Raw genomic sequence first — 17,663 nt, forward strand, 5'->3', positions numbered from 1 at the left:
AAGATAGGATTAGTGAATTGGAGGGATAAAAATGGTTTTACCAAATTTTGAGATACTTTTAGAAAAATATGCTCATTTGATTGCGAAAGTTGGCGTAAATGTGCAAAAAGAAGATACAGTGGTAGTTTATGCTAGTGTTGAACAAGCGCAATTGGCCCGTTTAGTCACCAAAGAAGCCTATCGATTGGGAGCTGCCGAAGTGATCGTTCAGTGGAATGATGATGAAATTCAGCGGGACTTTTTAACTCATGCTGCTGATGATCGAATCAATCAAGTTCCCACCTACAAAGTTGATGAAGCGAACGCTTTTGCGGAAAAACGTGTAACTCGGATCAGTATTGTTTCCCAAGATCCAGATGCCTTATTAGGTGTAAATACACAGCGCGTCGCTACCTATCAAGCCGCTCGCGGCAAAGCTTTGCAAGCTGTGATGGAAGCAACACAATCAAACAAATTACGCTGGACTGTTGTGGCCGCTTCAAGCCCGGCTTGGGCCAAAAAAGTTTTTCCTGAGCTAACCTCCAGTGACGAACAAGTCGATCGGTTGTGGGATGAGATTTTCAAAACAACTCGGATCTATACTGAAGATCCGATCAAAGCCTGGCAAGAACATGATGCAGCGATGCGTCAACAAGCGGAACGTCTGAATCAAGAACAATTTTCAGCGCTGCATTATACTGCGCCAGGTACCGATCTAGTGATTGGCTTGCCAGAAAATCATGTATGGGAAGGTGCAGGTAGTTTTGCCGCTGATGGCAATGAATTTATGGCCAATATGCCGACAGAAGAAGTTTTTACAGCTCCAGATCGTAATCGCGTTGATGGTTATATCACCAGCACGAAACCATTGAGTTACGCGGGCACGACCTTAAATGATATGAAATTTACTTTTAAAGATGGCAAAGTTGTCGAATTTTCAGCTAAAGATGGTACTGATGTTTTAGCTTCTCTTTTAGCTATCGATGAAGGGGCAAAACACCTAGGCGAAGTCGCCTTAGTTCCTGACCCTTCACCGATTTCTCAATCAGGGATCACCTTCTTCAATACCTTATTCGATGAAAATGCTTCGAACCACTTAGCGCTTGGGGCCGCTTATCCTTTCAGTGTCGAGGGTGGAACCGAAATGACGAAAGATGAATTAGCAGCTGCCGGTCTGAATAGCAGCCAAACCCATGTCGATTTCATGGTGGGATCAGCTCAAATGACGATTGATGGAATCCGAAAAGATGGCTCAAAAGTGCCGATTTTCAGAAATGGTGATTGGGCTTAAATTAAACCTAAAAAAGGAGGGATGACAAGATTTTTGTCATCCCTCCTTCTTCTGAATAAACGGTGTTCCAAAAGTAGCTTCTTCGGAAATAAGCCACAATTTCACAAAAATTTAAGAAGCCAGTTTCGTCAATTCCTTCTTATTTCTTGAAGTTGATCCCTTTTGTCACAACCTTATGATGTTCCCGACTGGAGTCGAACCAGCGGCCTATCGCTTAGGAGGCAATCGCTCTATCCTGCTGAGCTACGGGAACAGATCTATATTATTGTAGCGATTTTAACTTATTTTAGCAAGTCGCCTCGCTTAAATATAAGTCATTTATCTAATCAAACAGCAAAAAAGGAAGTCGTTTTCTTTATTTGAAAACGACTTCCTTTTTATTACTTCAATAAAACTAGCACATCAGTAAAAAGTTATTTACGCTTTTTCCCTTTATTTTTGTTTTTCACTTTTTTCTTTTTAGGTTCACTTTTTCTCACAGGCTCTTCGGTTAATAATTCACCGCCAAATAAATAAATTGGGGCTAACGGAATTTCAAGTTTCTTCCCAATTTTTACTAAATCGGCTTTTTCCTGTGGTGTAACTAGCGAAATAACCATTCCAGCTTCCCCCATCCGACCTACGCGGCCAGAACGATGAAGATAACTTTCCTCACTTAATGGGATATTAGCGTTAATTACAAATGGCATAGCTTCAATATCCAAGCCCCGACTGGCTAAATCAGTCGTCAGCAGGCCTAACACCTGATGCTTTTTAAACTGTTCAATCGCGTTCTTACGAGAAATTTTTGATTGGTCTGAAGCAAGGCTTGCGACAGGCAACTGATGGAAGAGCAATTTTTCTTCGGCACTTCCCATATCACTTAACTGATTAAAGAAGATCATGCCCCAAAATTCCGGTAAATTCAGCAGCCGGCGCAGCTGATCAACTTTCTTTCGATCACTTGTCTCTATATAAAAATGCTGAACCTCACCTTGACTGTCATCCTCTTTAGAAACATCCACAACCAACAGCTCGGTCTCAAACTGATTCAACTCGGCTAACACAGTCTCGGCCGTTGCTGAAAAGTATAAGCGTTGTGCCTCGTTGTCACTTGCTTTCAGAATTTTTTGAACAAGCTGTAAACTCTGACCCTGGATCAGCTGATCGACTTCATCAAAAACCAAGGTTTTAATATTCGCTGCCTTAATTTTTTTAGCGGTAATCAATTCTAAGACTCGTCCTGGCGTTCCCACCAGCACTTCCGGCTTTTTCTTCAAAGCTTCTTGTTGGCGTTTCACATTGGCGCCGCCAATTAGCGACTGAACCTTCATGCCTGAACCGGCTAACCACTTACGCGCCACCTCAACCACTTGCATCGCTAGTTCTTGCGAAGAAGTTAACACCAGGAGTTGACTGGCTACTCCCTCTTCTAATTGATTGATCAGCGGCAATAAATAAGCTAGGGTTTTGCCACTGCCGGTGGGGGCGATCCCTACTAAATTTTGACCCTCACTGATTGGCGTAAATACTTTTGCCTGGATCAGTGCCGGTTTTTGAAACCCTGCATCCTGCCAGTTTTTTTGTAAAAATGGGACAAATTTTTGACTGTTCATAGTTTCCTCTATTTCTCGTCGGCATCAAAGACGATGCCCGCACTTTTTCGCATATCATAAATTACTTGGTTTACATTGCGGGATAATTCCACCCACGCTTCATACTCTATTCCATATTCTGGTTTTGTCGGATTTAAAATAACTTTAGCAAATTCTGCTGCTTCTTCCACCATCGGATTATCCAGTTGCTGAACGTTTAATTTTTCACGGCGATGATGGTTCCGATCATGAAACACTGCTTCGTCAATCGAGTTGATGGCATTCAATACTAGCGTACCATTTGCCAAATATATTTCCGACTCTTGAAAGCTATCACCAATTTTGCCTGTACGAATCGTTACATCAAAACCGTCATAACGTAAGATTCCCGTTCCCATGCCATCAACTCCGGTGGCAATCTTTTGGTCAAAATAAACACTCTCTTTCGGCATACCAAACCAAGCAAGTGCTGCGTAAATCGGATAGACTCCTAAATCAGCTAAGGCACCACCAGAAAAATGTGGTGAGAAGATATTAGGCTCTTCCCCATCCAACACTAGATCATAACGAGATGAATATTTCATAAAACTAAAATCAGCGCCAATGATCTGATCTTTTAATGGTAGAAAATCCGCCACGACTTTAAACGCTTTCTCATGGATATTGCGAGCGGCTTCAAAGAAAAAGACGCCCTTTTGATTGGCTGATTCAATGATCTCAGCCATTTCTGTGGGAGTTGAAAAGGCTGGCTTTTCGACAATCACATTTTTCCCAGCTAAAATGGCCTGTTTCGCTTGTTCAAAATGTAAACTATTCGGTGAAGCAATATAGATCGTATTTACATGCTCAAGCTTAAAAAAAGTCGCTAAATCAGTAGCATATTCGACATCACCATATTTTTCGCCAAATTTTTGGGCCGTTTCTAACTGCCGCGAATAGACTGCGGCTAATTGATACTTGCCTGTTTCATGAGCTGCTTGAACAAATTGATCGGTGATCCAATTCGTTCCAATAATACCTAAATTAATCATACTTCTTCCACCTTTCACTGATTGGGATCAATAAATGTTTGGGCTAAATCAAAAGGTACTTCCCCTTTGATTACGATGCTCTCCTGATCTACTTCACAATTATACGCTAAAATCTGAACGCCGTCTGCTTCAGCCTGTTCCACCGCCTCATACAGTGCCGGCTGCATTCCGCGGTGAATAGTTGCCGTTTTGATCAACGGAAACTGAACAATAAACAGCACATAACAATGATAAGCCATTTTTTGAGCCAGCTGCAACTCTTTTACGTGTTTCAAGCCCCGTAACGTCGGGGCATCGGGAAAGGCTCCAATTCCGTGATTTTCCAAAGTCAGGCCTTTAACTTCCACAAATCCCTTTTCCACTTGATCGGTTTCAAAATAAATATCAAATTTTGACCGATCAAAGGTATACTCACGTTTCAAAAAATTGATCTGACCTTTCAGTCCAGGCAATGTAATTTGACCTGTTAAAATTCCTTCTGCCGCTAGAGCATTTGGGATCTGTGAATCAAGATTGATCCACATTGCTCCTTTTTTAACCGCAATCAAATCGTACGCCGTCTTACGTTTAACCGATGGCTGATAATTAACTGCAACTAGCGCTTCGGGTAATAATAATTCTTTGCTGCGACCAGTATTTTTTACATGGGTGACGATTTCTTCTCCCGTATCTAATAAACGACAACGCGCAATAAAACGATTGCTTCTTTCAATAAAAGTTGCTAAGTAAATAGCCGAATATTTCATTTTCTATCAAAATCCTTCTAAAAAAGTTAAATAGTCCTTAAGCCGGATGGCAAGACTCCCAACTTTATTATATAGTATAACAAAGCAAATCTAAAAAGATCACTATTTTTAATAAATTGGTCGATTATCAAACGTCATTTTTTGATTATTATCTGCCAGATTGTGAAAGGAGTTTTTTGATGAGATTGAAATGGCCTGTCTTCCTCAGTGCGATGTCCCTCAGCGCTGCTGCAGTAAGTTCAAAGCTAGCTCGCAAGCGTAACACACAAGATTTAAATAGCATTTATGTTGGTTCTTGGGAGTTCACTCATCCAAGGGAACAGAAACTTCATACAATCACTATCTATCCGGATCTTTCGATCATTTTAGATGGAACGGCAATTATTTATCAGCTGATCGAACTAAGTGAAGAAAAATTAGCGATTCAAGATCAGTTCGGCTATCATTTATTAATCAAAACCCAAGAAGGCATCCCAAACACCTTGTATGATGAATTAGATGATGTCTCTTTTCCGATTATTCCAGTAAATAACTACTAAAAAATGAACGAGTTAGAAGAAAGGGCCGCTTCTTCTAACTCGTTCTTTAGCGAAAAAAGGGGAGTGACCAACGTCACCCTCCTTTTTTGAATTTCTTTTATTGATGAATCAACGAACGGAGCATCTGATCAACATTCTCAGCAGCTTTGCGCCCTTCACGGATTCCCCAAATAACGAGACTCGGTCCGCGTCGAGCATCCCCAGCGACATAAACCTTTTCATTATTGGTCGTGTAATCTTCATAGATCTCTGTTACCTCAAAGGCCTCTAATAGATTTTTTTCCGCACCAGTAAAGCCCATCGCCAATAACACTAAATCAGCTTTTAAGGTTTGTTCCGTACCAGCAATCGGCTGGAATTGACTATTAACTTTCGTCGTTTCAATCGCGATTACTTGTCCTCGCTCTGCACCGATAAAAGCAGTCGTTGAAGTATTATAGGCCGTCAACTCAGTATTTTTCAAGATCCCTTCTGCTTGCCCATAACCAACACGTGCGATCATGGAATATTCCGGCCAAGGATTATCTTCACGACGACTTGCCGGTAATTGCGGTGTGATTTCCAACTGTTTCACTGAAGCGGCCCCTTGACGAACGGCCGAGCCGATACAGTCGTTTCCAGTATCGCCTCCACCAATCACGACTACATGCTTCCCAGCTAATTTTTGATTGCTGGCCTTTTTCCCATGTTGCAAGACATCTTTCGTACATTCCGTTAAATAATCCACCGCAAATTGAATACCTTGTAATTCCCGGCCTTTAACTTTTAAATCTCGAGGAACACTTGCTCCACTTGCGATGATCACCCGATCATAGTTTGCTTGTAATTCCTCGGCAGTAATATCCGTTCCTACTTCAGTACTTAAAACAAATCTGATACCAACTTCTTCCATTACATCGATTCGCCGTTGAACGATTTCTTTGTCCAACTTCATATTAGGAATCCCATACATCAATAAGCCACCCGCTCGATCACTCCGTTCATAAACGGTCACTTGATGTCCTAATTGATTCAGGCGCCAAGCAGCTGAAAGACCCGCTGGACCAGAACCGATGATCGCCACTTTGAAGCCCGTCCGTTCAGTCGGCATTCCGTCTGCTTTGACCCAATCATTTTCAAAGGCATGGTCAATGATAAAACGCTCATTATCATGGATCGCTACCCCAGAACCATTCAAGCCTTCAGTACAAGCTTTTTCACAAGGAGCTGGACAAACCCGTCCGGTCATCTCTGGCAATGGATTCGTTTTAGCCAAACGATCAAATGCATTCTTAAAATCACCGCGATAAACAAAATCATTCCACTCTGGTATCAAATTGTCATTGGGACAGCCAGAGACCGCTGGCTTCCCGCCATAAAAAATACCGGTATGGCAAAAAGGAATCCCACAATTCATACAGCGGGCTGCTTGCTCTCGACGCTCCTCAACACTGAGGGGCGTTTGTAATTCTTCCCAATCTTGAATCCGCTCATCAACTGGACGGTAAGGATTGTCCTTCCGAGGATATTTTAAAAAACCAAATGGATCTGCCATCCTAGCCACGCTCCTTTCCAGCTGGTGCTGTTTGTTCGCCGATGACTGCCACAAAAGCTTTTTCAATCAGCTCTTCCCCTTCGAGACCCGTTTTGGCCAATTCTTCCGTCACACGAACCATTTCGTGATACTCTCTTGGGTATACTTTGACAAAATGTTTTTGGGCATCTTCCCAATTATTCAATAATTCAGCTGCTTTCAATGAATCGGTATACGTCAAATGCTTTTCGATCATTTCTTTCAAGACCGCATCATCACCCGTCTCACCTAATTTGAAAAGATCGACCATCTCCAAATTGCATTTATCTGCAAAAGTCTCGGTTGGATCATATACATAGGCCACTCCGCCAGACATCCCAGCCGCAAAATTCCGACCAGTCGGCCCTAAGATGACGGCCACTCCGCCAGTCATGTATTCACAACCATGATCGCCCACACCTTCAACAACAACATTCGCCCCACTATTTCGAACACAGAAGCGTTCACCGGCTTTACCGCGGAAATAGCCTTCTCCGCGATTCGCTCCGAAACATACCACATTTCCGACGATTGGCGAATTTTCTACATCATAAGCTGCGTCTTCTGGCGGAACAATGATTACTCGGCCACCACTCAAGCCTTTCGCCACGTAGTCATTCCCTTCACCAATCAACTTCAGTTCCATCCCTTGGGTGATAAATGAACCGAAGCTTTGGCCAGCGATTCCGGTATAGGTGTATTTAATTTGTCCGGGCGTCAATGCATAGTTTCCAAAACGTTCAGCGATCCAGCCACCCATCCGTGCGCCGACTGTACGATTGACATTATTGATCGGGTAACTCATAGCTACTTGCTCGCCATTTTTAATAGCACCTTCCGCAAAATGATCCAATTCCGGCCACTCACGTTTTTCCTTGAAAGGATCTTCAGTTTTGCGTTCAATTCCGACACTAGTTGACAGAATCCGTGAGAAGTCCAACGATTTTGCTTTGCCTTTTGCAATGAAACGCGGCGCTAATACTTCGGTATGACCGATCATTTCATCAATACTTCTAAAGCCTAATTCAGCCATAATTTCCCGCAAGTCTTCTGCGATGAAATACATCATATTGATTAAATGCTCTGGCTTTCCAACAAAGAATTTCCGCAAAGCTGGATTTTGGGTTGCGACTCCTACCGGACAAGTGTTCAAACTGCAGACCCGCATCATGACACAACCGATTGCAACTAAAGCTAACGAAGCAAAACTGTACTCTTCCGCGCCTAGTAAAATCGCCATCGCCACATCACGACCGGTCATCAATTTACCATCTGTTTCCAAAGTCATCCGTTGGCGCAAATTATTCATCGCTAATGTCTGATGCGCTTCAGCCACACCCATTTCCCATGGCAAGCCGGCATCACGAATCGAATTTCTTGGCGATGCTCCAGTTCCACCATCGTAGCCTGAAATCACAACCACATCGGCCCCGGCCTTGACAACTCCTGTTGCGATCGTACCCACACCAGTACTTGAAACCAATTTGACATTGATTTTTGCGTAAGGATTGATCGCCTTCAAGTCATAAATTAATTGCGCCAAATCTTCGATTGAATAGATATCATGATGGGGCGGTGGTGAAATCAAGCGTACCCCTGGTGTTGAGCCGCGAATCTCAGCGACCCAAGGAAAGACTTTATTGCCGGGTAATTGTCCGCCTTCACCTGGTTTTGCACCTTGAGCCATTTTGATTTGTAATTCTTCCGCACTCATCAAGTATTCGGCATTGACACCAAAACGGCCAGAGGCAACTTGTTTGATTTTACTATTGAAATTCTTGCCATCTGCTTGGACTTTGAACCGTTTGCGATTTTCGCCGCCTTCACCACTGTTGGATTTGGCACCGATCGCGTTCATTGCCTCGGCGATACATTGATGGGCTTCCTCACTAAGTGAGCCATAAGACATCGCACCGACTTTGAAGCGTTTGACAATTTTACTTGCTGGTTCGACTTCAGAAAGCTTGACCGCTGGACGTTCCTTTTTAAATTCCCACAGCGCCCGTAAATTAGTAGGTTCTTCCAAGGCTTCTTGATTCATTTCCTCAACATAATGCTTGAATAATTGATAATCGCCTGCTCGCACGGCCTGTTGGAAATTATAGATCGTCTTAGGATTGAACAAATGATGTTCCCCATCAGCTTTATATTGGAAACTTCCACCAGAGGCTAACAGATCATTTTGCCGTGATCCATAAGCCAATTCATGGCGTTGTAAGTATTCCGCTTCGATTTGTTTCAGTGAAAGTCCACCAATTCGACTAGCTGTTCCAGTAAAATACTTATCTGTAACCGGCTGACTGATTCCGACGACTTCAAATAATTGGGCTCCATGATAGCCAGCGATTGTTGAGATTCCCATTCGTGACATGACTTTTACGATGCCTTTTTCGACCGCCTTACGGTAACTTTCCAAGCCATTTTCAATGTTAAAACTACTAAGTGTCGCATAGGCCCCATACGGATGAATCCCACTCGCACCATAACCGATTAATGTGGCAAAATGGTGGACTTCGCAAACTTCGGCCGAATCAACCACTAGACTAGCCAGTGAGGCTTTGCCTTTTCTAACTAAATGATTGTGCAAACCGGAAACAGCTAATAAAATCGGCAGTGCCATCTTCGCTTGTTCTGATCCCCGATCGCTCAAGATCAAGATCGTTGCCCCCTGATCAATCGCTGATTCTGCTTCTTTGAACATTTGCTCCAATCCATCTTCTAAAGCATTCGGAGCGCCCACCAAATAAAGCGTTGAGATTGTGACTGCTGTTTGGACTTTTGTTTTCAGCTGAGCGATTTTTTGAAAATCAGCTGTACTTAACACGGGACTTTTAATTTTCAACTTTTGACAGTTCTGTGCATCATCAACGCGAATGTCTCCGTCGCGACCCAAAAACATCTCCGTACCAATCACCAACTGTTCGCGAATCGCATCGATTGGCGGATTGGTGACTTGGGCAAACTGCTGTTTGAAATACGTGAATAACGATTGCGGTTTTTCACTCAATACCGCTAACGGCGCATCATACCCCATTGAAATGACCGGCTCTTCACCTTTTTCGGCCATTTGGACTAAGGCACCGCGAATAATCTCATCCGTGTACCCATTCAATTTCCACATTGTTTGTAATTCTTTTTCGGAGAGAATTGTCTTTTTTGTTTCTGTCTCAGTAAGCTGAGACACTTCAAGGCGATTCTCCGTTAGCCACGTTTGATAGTCATGCGCTTTGGCATATTTCTCTTTGACTTCTTGATTGCGATAGAATTTTCCGTTAATGGTATCTACTAAGATCATATTCGCCGGACCTAGCACACCTTTTTCAATCACAGTTGATGGCGCAAAATCAACCACTCCAGATTCAGAGGCCACCTGCACGAAACCGTCCTTAGTGATCGAATAGCGTGAAGGCCGCAAACCGTTACGATCCAAGGTCGCACCGACCATTTCACCGTCTGTAAAACACAATGCCGCAGGTCCGTCCCATGGAGCCATGAAACTAGCATTGTATTCTTGGAAAGCTGTCATTTCTTTTCCTAAACCGGCTTCTTCCGACCATGCTTCTGGCACCATCATCATTAATGCGTGAGGAATATCACGACCGTTACGATACAAATATTCCATACAATTTTCTAGTTTGGCCGAATCAGAGTCTTCTTCGTTATAAACTTCGATTCCATGACTCTTCATCCAATTTTCCGAACCCCGCAAAGTATTGATTTCACCATTATGGGCTAAGAAGCGAAACGGCTGTGCGCGATCCCAGCTTGGAAAAGTATTGGTAGAAAAACGTGAATGGACTACCGCGATACTCGCTTCGAAGTCTTCATCTTGTAAATCATCATAAAAAAGACCAACTTGGTAAGCATGCAGCATTCCCTTATACACAATCGTTTTGCCGGATAAACTACAAATTGCCAGCTCACTTGCCTGGTAGGTCTTCTCCAATTTACGACGCAGGCGGTATAAGCGATCTTCAAAATCACGGTCAGTGGAAACTTCTAAAGGCCGCTTTATGAATAATTGCACAAAACTAGGCATCACTTTTTGCGCGCCTGGTCCACAATTCTCATATTGAAACGGTACATCTCGCTGCCAAAGAACTGAGTAGCCTGCTGATTCAATTTCTTTCACTAGTGCTTGTTGCAGACCCATTTTATGTTTTTCATCGGTTGGTAAAAAGAACATTCCGACTGCATACTGACCACGTTTAGGTAACGTTACCCCTGCCGCTTTAGCTTCCCTTTGAAAAAAAGTATTGGGAATCGTTGCTAATATTCCAGCCCCATCGCCTGTTTCTGGTTCTGCACCAGTCCCTCCGCGATGGTTCATCCGCTCTAACATCGTCAGCGCATGCTTTACTAATTGGTGTGAAGCTTTTCCCTCGATTTGAGCAATAAAGCCCATACCACATGCATCCTTTTCAAATGATGGATCATACATGGTCGGGGCCTCGATAGTTTGTTGCTTTGCCATTGACATCAATCCTTTAAATAGTTTGACAATTCTCATTTATTTTTAATATACTACCTTTTTTCTTTAAGATAGGCAAGTGTTCTTAGAATTTTTTTTTAATTACTATCGTTATCACAAAATCCATTTGTTGCAAGAAAAATCCAATCAAATGGAAAAAATAAGATTTATTTGGTAAACTTAATCTGATATGCTTCGTTATGAAAGGATGAACACCAATGACACCAAATCGCGAAGATTATTTAAAATTAATATTAGAATTAGGTGGCGATAAAGAAAAAGTTAGTAATAAAAAAATCGTTGCTGGTTTATCTATTTCCGGAGCTTCTGTCAGCGAAATGATCAATAAATTGGTAAAAGAAGGACTGGTCGAGCACTCGCCCTATCAAGGGGTTCAACTGACTCCCACTGGTTTAGAAAAAGCTAGCACCTTAGTTCGCAAACATCGTTTATGGGAAGTCTTTTTAGTCGACCATCTTGGTTATTCCTGGAACGAAGTCCACGATGAGGCTGAAGTTTTAGAACATGTAACCTCTTCACAGCTAGAACAAAATCTGGATAATTACTTAAATCACCCAACCTTCTGTCCCCACGGTGGCATGATCCCACAACAAAATCGCATCGTTCATGAAAAAGAGCGCCAAACATTGGCCTCCTATCCTGTCGATTCAAAAATTCGGATTGCTCGTGTCTTAGATGAAAAAGAGTTGTTGGATTATTTGATGGAAATCGGCATTAACATTCGTGAAGAATACACAATTACGAATGTCGCTGCTTATGAAGGACCTATTACTTTACAAAATGACCAAAAAGAGGTTTCAATTAGCTACAAAGCCGCGTCAACGATTTTTGTTGATTTATTATAATATTACAACACTAACTATCCAAGATCCGTGTGAACTTCATGTCAGATTGGCTTTCTTTTAAGGGCTGGCATGCAAATCGCAACAGCACGGTAGTAGGCAGTGAAGTTATTTTTCCTTTCGAAAGATAATTTATCAAAATGAACTAGGAGTGAATCATATGGAACAGGCAGCTTTATTCACCATCTTTGGTGGTACGGGCGATTTAGCACAACGCAAGCTTTATCCTTCGTTGTTTCGTCTTTATAGAAAAGGCAATTTAGCAAAACATTTTGCAGTAATCGGAACCGCGCGACGTCCTTGGAGCGATGAGCATTATCGTGAAGTCATTTGTGAGACGATCAAGGATTTAGAACCCAACGAATCCGAGAAAAAGGAATTTGCAAGCCATTTTTACTATTTGTCTCATGATGTTAATGACTCTGACCATTATGACCAATTGAAAGCTTTATCTGATCAATTGGACGAAAAATATGAGCTACAAGGCAATCGTTTATATTACTTGGCGATGGCACCACAATTTTTTGGAACGATCGTCAACCATTTGAAATCGCAAGACATTATAACTACTACTGGCTATAACCGTTTAGTGATCGAAAAACCATTTGGCTTTGATTATGACTCGGCGGATAAACTGAATAATCAAATTCGCAATGTTTTCCCAGAACAAGATATTTTCCGGATCGATCATTATTTAGGTAAAGAAATGATCCAAAATATTTCCGTAATCCGTTTTGCTAATAATATCTTTGAATCCCTTTGGAACAACCGTTACATTGAAAATGTTCAAATCACCTTCTCTGAAGCACTCGGGGTAGAAGATCGCGGTGGGTATTATGAAAATAGTGGAGCCTTGAAAGATATGGTCCAAAATCATATTTTACAAGTCGTTGCTTTATTAGCAATGGAAGTACCGACTTCCTTTTCTAATCAATCGATCCGTGAAGAAAAAGTCAAAGTCCTACAGGCGATTCGCCGTTATGAGTCTGAGGAAGTTTTACAAAATTTCGTTCGTGGACAATATGACACCGGTACGTTAGATGGAAAAGACTTCATCGCTTATCGTGATGAACCCAAAGTTGCAAAAGATTCTTTAATGGAAACATTTGTTGCTGGTAAATTCTTGATTGATAACTTCCGTTGGTCAGGCGTTCCTTTCTATGTTCGCACTGGAAAACGCATGACTGAAAAAGGCACGCGGATCAATATCGTCTTTAAGCAAGTTCCAATCAATGTTTTCAATTTTGAACAAGAAGCCGCGGGTAAAGACTTGCCGCAAAATATCCTGACGATCTATATCCAACCAACCGAAGGATTCTCTTTAACTTTAAATGGGAAGAAAATTGGTCAAGGCTTCAAAACAGAGCCTGTCAAATTAGATTTCCGGCAAAGCGCTGAAGTAACTGAAAATAGCCCCGAAGCTTACGAAAAACTGCTATTGGATGCTTTAAATGGCGACAGTACCAATTTCTCACATTGGGATGAGGTCGCCAACTCTTGGGAGATCATCGATCGGATTCGTCATACTTGGGATCAAACAACGCCCGGATTTCCTAATTATGCGGCCGGCACGATGGGACCACAAGGAGCCTTCGATCTCTTAGCTAAAAATGGTCACGAGTGGGCTTGGCAACCGGACCAATGGTATCGTGAACGCGGAAAATTGAAATAAATAAAAACGGATGCGGAACTCTCCCGCATCCGTTTTTGTCTTACATCCTTTATACTAGGAAAATCCCCCTAAAAAAATCCGTGCCGACAAACTCGACACGGATTTCTTCTATTATATTACTCTAATCCTTCAATGACTGCTTCTGGATAATGTTCTTCTACAATCTGGGCACATGACGCACATAAGTGTGGTAATTTTTCATCTTCACCAACAGTCGTCCGGACTTGACGACAACGATCACAAACTTCTCCTTCGGCTTTTTCAACTAAGATCGCCACATCATCAAAAGCTAATGCCTTCTCTGGAGCAGCTTCTTTAGAAACGCTGAATGAGTCTGGTGATACGATCAATAATTGTGCAAGATCTGCATCTAATGCGGTTAGCATTACCGCTACTTGTTCATTAGGATAAATGGTTACTTTCGCTTCTAATGATTTACCGATCACTTTTTCATTCCGTGCTTCTTCTAAAGCTTTCAAGACTTTATCTCGTAGGTCCATAAAGGATTTCCAAGTGTCTAATAACTCAGCTTGGTTAGGGAATTCTTCGTAGCCTGGTAATTCGGCTAATTGAACGTATTCCTCTTCTTCCTTCAAATACGTCCAGATTTCTTCTGTCGTATGCGGGATGATTGGTGTCAATAATTTAGTTAATGCAACAGCTGCTTGATAGAAGACCGTTTGCATGCAGCGACGTTCATAACTATCTTCGGCTTGGATATAGACGACATCTTTAGCAAAATCAAGATAGAAAGAAGACAAATCAACCGTTAGGAAGTTCACCACTGTTTTGTAGATTTGGGTGAAATCGTATTTTTCATATCCCTCTTCACGAATTGTTTTGATCACTTCATTCAAACGAACCAACATATATTTATCCACCGAACGTAATTCAGCATAAGCCACTGTATGTTGGCTTGGTTCAAAATCAGTCGTATTGGCTAACAAGAAACGCATTGTGTTCCGAATTTTACGATAAACTTCGGAAACTTGATTCAAAATATCCATTGATACGCGAACATCGGCTTCATAGTCCACACTGCTGACCCACAGACGTAAGATATCCGCGCCCATTTGATTGATGACTTTTCCTGGCACGATCGTGTTACCTAAAGATTTACTCATCTTACGGCCTTCACCATCTAGAGTAAAGCCTTGCGAAAGAACGGATTTATAAGGAGCCACCCCGTTGATCGCGACACTTGTCGTAATACTTGAGTTGAACCATCCACGATATTGATCGGAACCTTCCAAATACATATCTGCTGGGAACGTTAGATTTTCCCGTTGACGTAGGACTGCTTCATGAGAAGAACCTGAGTCGAACCACACATCCATAATATCTGTTTCTTTCGTAAATTGGCCATTTGGTGAACTTGGATGAGTAAAGCCTTCAGGTAACAAGTCTTTCGCTTCACGTTCAAACCAAATATTGGAACCATGTTCAGCAAATAATTGTGCCACATGTTCAGTCGTTTCAGGTGTGATGATTGCTTCTCCATCTTCCCCATAGAAGATCGGTAGCGGCACGCCCCACGCACGTTGACGAGAGATCACCCAGTCACCGCGATCCCGGATCATATTATACAAACGGGTTTTGCCCCAAGGGATGATCCAATCAACTTTTTCGATTTCGTCTAAGATATCTTGACGGAATTTATCGATTGAAGCAAACCATTGCGGTGTTGCTCGATAGATGATTGGTTTTTTCGTTCGCCAGTCATGCGGGTAACTATGGGTGAAGAAATCCAATTTCAATAATGCCCCATTTTTCTCTAACAATTCAGTTACCATTGGATTGACTTTATCGTAAAAGACCCCTTCAAAACCAGGCGCATCGGCAGTCATAACCCCACGATCATCGACTGGTGAAATAATATCATTCCGGTATTTCTTCCAGGCAAAGTAGTCATCTTCCCCGTGTCCAGGCGCCGTATGCACTAAACCAGTTCCGGCATCTAAAGTGACATGATCGCCTAGGATAACTAATGATTCACGGTCATAAAACGGATGTTGCGCCGTCATATATTCCAAATCTTTTCCTGGAACTTCTTTAATGATCTGAGGATCTTGCCAGTCTAATTCTTTAGCGACAGTTTCTAATAAATCCTTCGCGATCACATATTTTTTGCCAGCTTCTTCGACTACGGCGTAAGTATAAGCCGGGTTTGCTGAGATCCCTTGGTTTGCAGGCAACGTCCACGGTGTCGTTGTCCAGATAATAAATGATGTATCGTTATCTAAAATCCCTTTGCCGTCTTTAACTTTGAAAGCCACATAAATTGAAGCCGATTTGACATCTTTATATTCCACTTCGGCCTCAGCTAATGAAGACTCGCTTGATGGTGACCAATAAATTGGTTTTAAGCCTTTGTAGATGTAGCCATTTTCAGCCATCTTTCCGAAGACCCGAATTTCAGCTGCTTCGTAATCCGGTGTTAACGTGATATACGGATTGTCCCATTCGCCAGCAACCCCTAGACGTTTAAAGTCTTCTCGCTGTTTATCAACTTGCGACAAGGCATACTCTTCACATTTTTTACGGTATTCCGACATCGACATTTCTTTCCGTTTAATCCCTTTATTCGCCAAAACTTGTTCGATTGGCAAACCATGCGTATCCCAACCAGGAACATAGGGAGCACGGAAACCAGACATTGATTTTGAACGCACGATAATGTCTTTACTAATTTTATTCAAGGCATGGCCGATATGGATATTCCCATTAGCATAAGGCGGTCCATCGTGTAAAACGAAGCTTGGTTTGCCTTCATTCAATTTTTGGCGCTTCTCGTAAACTTTATTTTCTTCCCATTCTTTTTGCCATTGACCTTCACGATTCGGTAAATTACCGCGCATTGGGAAGCCGGTTTTCCCTAGTTGCAGGGTTTCTTTGGTCTTCATTATTGATCGTCTCCTTTGTTTTTATCAATTATTACTAAGGGTGGAACTATTAAAAATGGTCTGCTTTTTAACAAACCTTTCAAGACGTAGCTTCCTCGACTTTTGGAAGCCACAAAAAAACAAGCTCATCCGCAAAGGGACGAGCTTGTCGTGGTACCACCCAAAATTTGAAACTTGTTGTTTCCTCTAGTCATCGGTAACGAGATGAGTCGTCGCTTGCTACTGTCAATTCACAATCGAAAGCTCTAGAGGATCTTTCCAATTAGAGGGTCTGCCGAACTTCCACTGTCATCGGCTCGCTAAAAGAATCTAATCAGCTTTTCTGTTCTAGATGGCTTAGTCTTCGTCTGTTTTGATTAATTCAGGAATATCAATCGTTAATCCAAGATCATCTTGTGACACGTTCTCAACGATTGGTTCATCTGAGTCTACTGCAATCTCAGTATCGTTGTCAAGTTCATTGGATAAAACTTCTTTTAAAACTTCATGACCGTCACCAACATAGGCTGACATTGGTTTTAAAATTTCATCCCAATCACCACTGCGGGCTTGATCGATTTGGGTTTCTAACAACAAGAGTAATTGTTGATGGAAGACCCGCGTTTTTTTCTTCAAATCATTGGTTTCGGCAGCTAATTGACGCGCTTGCGCCGTTGCATCGGTTAAGATTTCTTTAGCTTTATCTTCAGCCGTCGTCGTTAATAAATTGGCTTTTTGCATTGCGTTTGATACCAATTCATCCGCACGATTTTGAGCAGAAGTAACAATTACTTCTGATTCTTTGCTGGCAGAAGATTTCACTTTGTCAGCAGTATCTTGAGCCACTACGATTGATTGGTTCAAGGCTTCCTTCAATTCATTGAAGTATTCCAATTTTTCTTCTGAATGTTTCAAGGCTTTTTCTAATTCACGATTTTTCGCGATGCTATCTTCATAATCACGAACGATCATATCTAAGAAGTCATCGACCTCATCTTGATTATAACCACGCATTTTGGTGGAAAAACTTTTATTTTGGATATCTAATGGAGTTAATGCCATT

Annotated in this window: 11 protein-coding genes and 1 tRNA gene; 4 read left to right on the forward strand and 8 right to left on the reverse strand. The window is 42.0% G+C overall.

The window, feature by feature from the left end; translation table 11 throughout:
* The first annotated feature begins 31 nt into the window (after positions 1-31).
* Complete coding sequence (locus EP1_RS07980; protein ID WP_067626201.1) at positions 32-1,270, forward strand: aminopeptidase; 1,239 nt, start codon at positions 32-34, stop codon at positions 1,268-1,270.
* A gap of 179 nt (positions 1,271-1,449) precedes the next feature.
* On the opposite strand, the gene EP1_RS07985 is transcribed toward EP1_RS07980, so the two are convergent.
* The 4 genes from EP1_RS07985 to sfsA all read right to left on the reverse strand — a co-directional run bounded on the left by EP1_RS07985 (position 1,450) and on the right by sfsA (position 4,621).
* A tRNA-Arg gene (locus EP1_RS07985) sits at positions 1,450-1,523 on the reverse strand.
* A gap of 160 nt (positions 1,524-1,683) precedes the next feature.
* A complete protein-coding gene (locus EP1_RS07990; protein ID WP_067626203.1) occupies positions 1,684-2,865 on the reverse strand; it encodes a DEAD/DEAH box helicase in 1,182 nt (393 codons plus the stop codon).
* A gap of 8 nt (positions 2,866-2,873) precedes the next feature.
* Entirely contained in the window at positions 2,874-3,875 is a 1,002-nt protein-coding gene (locus tag EP1_RS07995; protein WP_067626205.1) for a Gfo/Idh/MocA family protein, read from the reverse strand.
* Positions 3,876-3,889: 14 nt separating this feature from the next.
* Positions 3,890-4,621, reverse strand: coding sequence for a DNA/RNA nuclease SfsA (gene sfsA / locus EP1_RS08000; RefSeq protein WP_067626207.1), 732 nt, complete (start codon positions 4,619-4,621; stop codon positions 3,890-3,892).
* A 179-nt stretch (positions 4,622-4,800) separates the two neighbouring features.
* Between sfsA and EP1_RS08005 the strand changes: the two genes are divergently transcribed.
* Positions 4,801-5,160 carry a DUF4828 domain-containing protein gene (locus EP1_RS08005; protein WP_067626210.1) on the forward strand — a complete coding sequence of 120 codons (360 nt, stop codon included), beginning with the start codon at positions 4,801-4,803 and terminating at the stop codon, positions 5,158-5,160.
* A gap of 97 nt (positions 5,161-5,257) precedes the next feature.
* Here EP1_RS08005 and EP1_RS08010 read toward each other — a convergent pair whose 3' ends face one another.
* Positions 5,258-6,694: a glutamate synthase subunit beta gene (locus EP1_RS08010; protein WP_067626212.1), complete on the reverse strand. Its 1,437-nt coding sequence runs from the start codon at positions 6,692-6,694 to the stop codon at positions 5,258-5,260.
* Position 6,695: 1 nt separating this feature from the next.
* Entirely contained in the window at positions 6,696-11,186 is a 4,491-nt protein-coding gene (gene gltB, locus EP1_RS08015) for a glutamate synthase large subunit (protein WP_067626214.1), read from the reverse strand.
* Positions 11,187-11,401: 215 nt separating this feature from the next.
* On the opposite strand from gltB, the gene efaR reads away from it, so the two are divergent.
* Positions 11,402-12,049, forward strand: coding sequence for a transcriptional regulator EfaR (efaR, locus tag EP1_RS08020; protein ID WP_067626216.1), 648 nt, complete (start codon positions 11,402-11,404; stop codon positions 12,047-12,049).
* Positions 12,050-12,206: 157 nt separating this feature from the next.
* Positions 12,207-13,718, forward strand: coding sequence for a glucose-6-phosphate dehydrogenase (gene zwf / locus EP1_RS08025; RefSeq protein WP_067626218.1), 1,512 nt, complete (start codon positions 12,207-12,209; stop codon positions 13,716-13,718).
* Positions 13,719-13,834: 116 nt separating this feature from the next.
* Here zwf and ileS read toward each other — a convergent pair whose 3' ends face one another.
* Both ileS and EP1_RS08035 read right to left on the reverse strand, forming a co-directional pair.
* Entirely contained in the window at positions 13,835-16,621 is a 2,787-nt protein-coding gene (gene ileS / locus EP1_RS08030) for an isoleucine--tRNA ligase (protein ID WP_067626220.1), read from the reverse strand.
* Between the two features lie 336 nt (positions 16,622-16,957).
* Complete coding sequence (locus EP1_RS08035) at positions 16,958-17,662, reverse strand: DivIVA domain-containing protein (RefSeq protein WP_067626223.1); 705 nt, start codon at positions 17,660-17,662, stop codon at positions 16,958-16,960.
* Between the last annotated feature and the right edge of the window lies 1 nt (position 17,663).

This window comes from Enterococcus pseudoavium NBRC 100491, from assembly GCF_001544295.1.
Taxonomy (GTDB): Bacteria; Bacillota; Bacilli; order Lactobacillales; family Enterococcaceae; genus Enterococcus_A; species Enterococcus_A pseudoavium.